Origin of the sequence: Exiguobacterium sp. s150, assembly GCF_018618435.1 — a bacterium.
GTDB classification, from domain to species: domain Bacteria; phylum Bacillota; class Bacilli; order Exiguobacteriales; family Exiguobacteriaceae; genus Exiguobacterium; species Exiguobacterium alkaliphilum.
Genome location: NZ_JACSMC010000057.1, coordinates 1 through 5,033, shown reverse-complemented (window position 1 = coordinate 5,033; position 5,033 = coordinate 1). Strand labels below are relative to the sequence as shown.

Here is a 5,033-nt window from a genome sequence, read left to right as displayed (position 1 = left end):
TTGGTCAATAATCGTAGCTAGTAAAAGTACGATCTTCCCAAGAAGCTCCCACTTCAATTTGCGAAGCAAATAAGTGGTGAGTAGTTCACCGAAAAAAGTCAGCCGCTTGGGCTGACTTCAGTTTACCAGAGCACCCACCCGCGCGCTCCCGGAGGTGCACTTTCAATCAAGTGCCAAATCGGGATCGTGTACGCGAACGCGATTAAAACGAACGTGACGGTGATCCACAGTTTCCAGTTCTCGAAGAAGCGAGGTGTCTCCATCGCGGCTTCTTCGGTCTCCGCGAGCGGGAATTCTTCCTCTCCTTTCGGGGCGAGGAACGACAAGTTGAACATCGAGTAGACGAAGATGAGAACAGAAATTAAGAGGATTGTCCCCCCGATCGCCATGGCGATATGGTACGGGATCCATTCCCGAGTGAGCGCGTCCGAAAAGTAAGTCGCCGGACCGGTCCGTCGCGGGTTGCCTTGGAGTCCCGAGATGTGCATCGCGTATGACATGATCGACATCCCGAACGCCCACGTAGCCGTTTGCAGCAGCCCGAGGCGATTCATCGCCTTCGTGAGCGTGCGGCCGCGAAGGACCGGGACGAGCCAATACGCCGTCCCGAAGAACGTCAAGGCGACAGCCGTTCCGACTGTGATATGGAAGTGACCGGTGACCCAAAGCGTGTTGTGCACCATCGCGTTCAATTGGTGTGACGCGTTGATGATCCCGCCCGCACCGGCCGGAATGAAGAACAACATCCCGACGAACGGCGCGAGGAAGCGGACGTCACTGTACGGCATCTTCTTCACCCAACCGAACAGTCCGCGGGCACCGAGGGCGCGCCCTCGAAGTTCAAACGTCGCAAACAGCGAGAACGCCGTCATAAACGACGGGATGACAACGAGGAACGTCAAGATGACTTGGACGAACTTCCAGAACGGATCGATGCCAGGTTCTGTCAACTGATGGTGAAAACCGACCGGGAACGAGAACAACAAGAATAACAGGAACGCCATCCGAGCGAGAGCATCCGAGAAGATTTTTCCCCCGATGACTTTTGGCACGACCGTATACCAGACGATATAAGCCGGCATGAGCCAGAAATAGACGAGCGGGTGACCGAAGTACCAGAACAGCGTCCGCGACAACTCGATTCCGACCGTGTCTTTCCATCCGAGCGAAAGCGGCAGCAGCTGGAACAAAATCGTCCCGGCGACACCGAGCGTGGCGATGACCCAGAGGAGCATCGTCATGATACTCATGAACGCCGGAAGTGGCGGGTGAATCCCCGGGTTCTCCCGCTTGTAGTCCGAGTACATCCGGAACATCGCGAACGCCGAAAGCCACGTCCCGACGACGAACAAGACGAGACCGATATAAAACACCGGATCGGCCATGAGCGGCGCGTAAAACGTATAGAGCACCGTCGCCTTATTCGCGAGCACCATAATCGTGACGAGCACCGCACCGGCGATAATCATCCAAAAACCGAGCCAGGCGAGGCGTGTCGGGAATGCTTCGAATCGCCCGAACGACTTAGCGAGAAGCGCGTAAAGAAGGCCGATGATGAACATCGTTGTGAAGACGAGGCCGAGCATGATGCCATGTGCGGTCAACAGTTGATAATAGCCGAAGACTTCCGGAATGACACCGGTCCGAATCAATGTCTGCATGAGTCCCGCCAAGCCACCGATCAAGACGGCAAGGACCGAGATGACGACGTGGGCATAGGCGAGGCGCGCTTCTTTGACACCGATACTCGGTACAGGCACGCCCCGCTCCATTTCCCATTGTTTCAATTTTGAAGCGACATCGTTCACGTTAATCCACCACCTTTATTTTTGTCGCCATCATGTGATGGCCTGTCCCGCAATACTCGTTACAGAGGATTAGAAATTCTCCGGCTTCTTTAAACGTATACGTGAGCGAGTTGATATGACCCGGTACGACCATCATGTTGACCGGTGTCCCGACGAGCTGAAAGCCGTGGACGACGTCAGGTGACGTGACGAGGAACGTCACTTTCGCCCCTTTCGGAATCTCGACGTTGCCCGGTGTGAAGGTGAACGCTTGGGCGACCATGACGAGCTCGTATTCGTTGTCCCCGATTTTGTGTAACCCCGGGTTATCGAACGGCGCCGTCTGATGGACGGTGGCCGGGTCGATCAAGTCGGCGTCAGAAGCCGGCTGGTTGCCGGATGCAAATGCGGATATGCCAAGGACGGTCAAAAAGACGCCCAATAAAATGATGCCGAAACCTAACCAATATTTTTCAAGTTTATGAATGTGCAACGTACGTCACTCCTTTCTGCGTTATCGTGTGAGGAATAAATAAAAGACCGACGACCACATGACGATGATGACGCCAGCGACGATCATGACCGATGTGAACGTGCCTCTCAAGTCTGGTTCTTTCCCACCGTTCTTATCCAAGTGAAGGACCCCTTTCCGTTATGATTTCCACTTTCATTGTATGAAATCGAGTTACCGTTAATATGTGACTTTTATCACTCGAAAAGTGACAATCACATCATTTTTGCGTAGTTTTCACACACAAAATTCACAAATACAAAAATAAAAACCGTCTCACGAGGAGACGGCTGTTGAATCGTTATAACCGGCAAATCCCAGCCGGACACCCTTCGCAATGACAGAGTTCTTTTAAGAAATCGAAATCATGGATTGCAATTGCGTTGGACGACGTCGTCAAGATCCCGTCCTTACGCCACTGGCTCATGAGACGATTGACCGTCTCACGCGGTGCACCGATCAGTTGACCGAGCTCCCCGTCCGACGGATGTCTCGGGATGACGACGGTCCCGTCTTCTTCCACCCCATGCATCGCCGCCATGCGGAGCAACGTCGAGGCGAGCGCTCCGGGTTTCCCGTAAAGAAGCAAGTCGCGCACTTTCATCTCGGAGTGCTTGCGCATCATCGACGTCCAGCGAATGATTTCCCCTGCGAACCGGATATCCTGTTGCATGAGCGTCTCGAGCTCTTGCTTCGAGATGGTACCAATGACACTCTCTTCTGTCGTTTCGATACTGTATGAGCTCGGGTACGATTCCACGATGTCGAACTCACCGAAAAAGTCACCTGATCCAAATAAAAACATGACGAGCGGATTCCCTTTTTTCGTGATTTTTGTAAACTTGACCGCTCCACTTTTTATATAAAAGAATTTGTCACACTTCTCGCCTTCCCAACAGACGATACTCGCCTTCGGATAGGTATGCGTCGCCATCATCTCGAGCAACAACTGTTTCGTCTCGCTCGAGAAGATGAAACTATTCGGTTGCGTCGTTCCACATTTCGTAGACATCATGCCCTGCTCCCTTCATCATTCGTTATGAATGTCTCGTACGTTCATGGTATGGGTTTATTATACAGGAGAACGGGCGGTTTCATCACAAAAGTATGTGACATTTCAAACAATCTTCGTTTTTATGCACAAAAAAGACTGTAGCCATAAAGGCCACAGTCTAACAAATTCAACGGTAGACGAGACGAATCAATTTCTCGGCCGACTTAAAGTTCGGATAACGAAGCGGTAAATCGAACTTCGTCGTGTTTCGTAAAATCGACTTCGCATGACTGAACGTCTCGAAGCTGTAACGTCCGTGATATGAGCCGATGCCGCTGTCCCCGACTCCGCCAAACGGTAAGTTCGGGTTCGTCAAATGCATGAGGACGTCGTTGACACACCCTCCGCCGAAGGCCAGGTGTTTGAACGTCTTCTGTTCGACCGCTTTCGATTCGGTGAACAAATAGAGGGCGAGTGGGTGCGGACGCGCGTCCACGAATTCAATCGCCTCATCCAAATCACGATACGTCAAGACCGGCAAGATTGGACCGAAAATCTCGTCTTTCATGACGTTCGCATCCGGCTCGATGTCCGTCATGACGGTCGGGGCAATCTTCAACAAGTCACGATCGGTCTCCCCGCCAAAGTAAATGTCGCCTTCCTCTAGATAACGGCTAATCCGGTCGAAGTGGCTCGTATTGACGATGCGCGTGAATCGTTTCGTCCCGACGCCGTTGCCGAACATCGCGAACGCCTCGCGCTTAATCGCCTCTAAAAATTCGTCTCGCCGCGATTCGTGGACGAGGACGTAGTCCGGTGCGACACATGTCTGACCGGCGTTCATCCATTTGCCCCAGGCGATTCGTTTCGCCGCGATATCAATGACCGCATCCTCATGCACGATGGCGGGCGATTTGCCACCGAGTTCAAGCGTGACTGGCGTCAAATGTTTCGCCGCCGCATCCATGACGACTTTCCCGACCGCAGTCGAACCGGTGAAGAAGATGTGGTCCCACTTCTCGGCGAGGAGCGCCGAAGCGACGTCTTTATCCCCTTCGACACTGACGACATAACGGTCAGTGAACGCACGTTCGAGCACGGTCGTGATCATGCGCGCCACGTTCGGCGTGAGTTCGGACGGTTTGACGACGGCCGTATTCCCGGCTGCGATGGCTCCAATGAGTGGGGCGATCGCGAGTTGGAACGGATAATTCCAAGGGGCGATGATGAGGACCGTCCCGTACGGTTCATACATAATCTCACTTTTCGTCCCGAGATGGATTGCCGCTCCGCTCACGCGTTTCGGACGCATCCAGCGCTTCAATTCACGTGTCGTTCGATTGATTTCATCATAGATGAAGCCGATCTCGGTCGTGAACGCATCGAGTTCAGACTTGTTCAAATCTGTCTGGAGCGCCTCGATGATTTCTGGTTCGTGATGTTTGATGGCTTCTTTCAAAAACGTCAACATACTGAGTCGAAACGCGAGCGACTTGGTCGCTTGTGTCTTATAGAAACGGCGTTGCTTCTGAATCAGTTTCTCGACTGACAATTGTTCGATCGGTGCGAGCATGAAGGTTCCTCCCTTGATGGATAGCGCTACAACCATCTTATCATTTCAACCTCGGCCTCGACCATTTTGAACCTTCTCGCTCTTGACACTCCCACAGCTAAAGCAGTGGGATTCTGAAGTGCTTGTGCGAGCGCAGTCCATTTCTGTTTTGCTCAAGCCTTCAGATGA

At 52.7% G+C, this 5,033-nt stretch carries 5 protein-coding genes; all 5 read right to left on the bottom strand.

The window, feature by feature from the left end; all coding sequences use genetic code 11:
- Nucleotides 1-122: 122 nt before the first annotated feature.
- The 5 genes from KNP76_RS15300 to KNP76_RS15280 all read right to left on the bottom strand — a co-directional run bounded on the left by KNP76_RS15300 (nt 123) and on the right by KNP76_RS15280 (nt 4,865).
- Nucleotides 123-1,772: a b(o/a)3-type cytochrome-c oxidase subunit 1 gene (locus KNP76_RS15300; RefSeq protein WP_214845013.1), complete on the bottom strand. Its 1,650-nt coding sequence runs from the start codon at nt 1,770-1,772 to the stop codon at nt 123-125.
- Between the two features lie 37 nt (nt 1,773-1,809).
- Complete coding sequence (locus tag KNP76_RS15295; protein WP_034808393.1) at nt 1,810-2,280, bottom strand: cytochrome c oxidase subunit II; 471 nt, start codon at nt 2,278-2,280, stop codon at nt 1,810-1,812.
- Between the two features lie 21 nt (nt 2,281-2,301).
- The gene (locus KNP76_RS15290; protein ID WP_152545902.1) at nt 2,302-2,421 is read right to left on the bottom strand and encodes a cytochrome c oxidase subunit 2A; all 120 of its coding nucleotides are present in this window, start codon (nt 2,419-2,421) and stop codon (nt 2,302-2,304) included.
- A 178-nt stretch (nt 2,422-2,599) separates the two neighbouring features.
- Nucleotides 2,600-3,310 (bottom strand): Crp/Fnr family transcriptional regulator, encoded by a 711-nt coding sequence (locus tag KNP76_RS15285; RefSeq protein WP_034815825.1) that lies wholly within the window; start codon nt 3,308-3,310, stop codon nt 2,600-2,602.
- Between the two features lie 169 nt (nt 3,311-3,479).
- A complete protein-coding gene (locus KNP76_RS15280) occupies nt 3,480-4,865 on the bottom strand; it encodes an aldehyde dehydrogenase (RefSeq protein WP_211779922.1) in 1,386 nt (461 codons plus the stop codon).
- Nucleotides 4,866-5,033 lie beyond the last annotated feature (168 nt).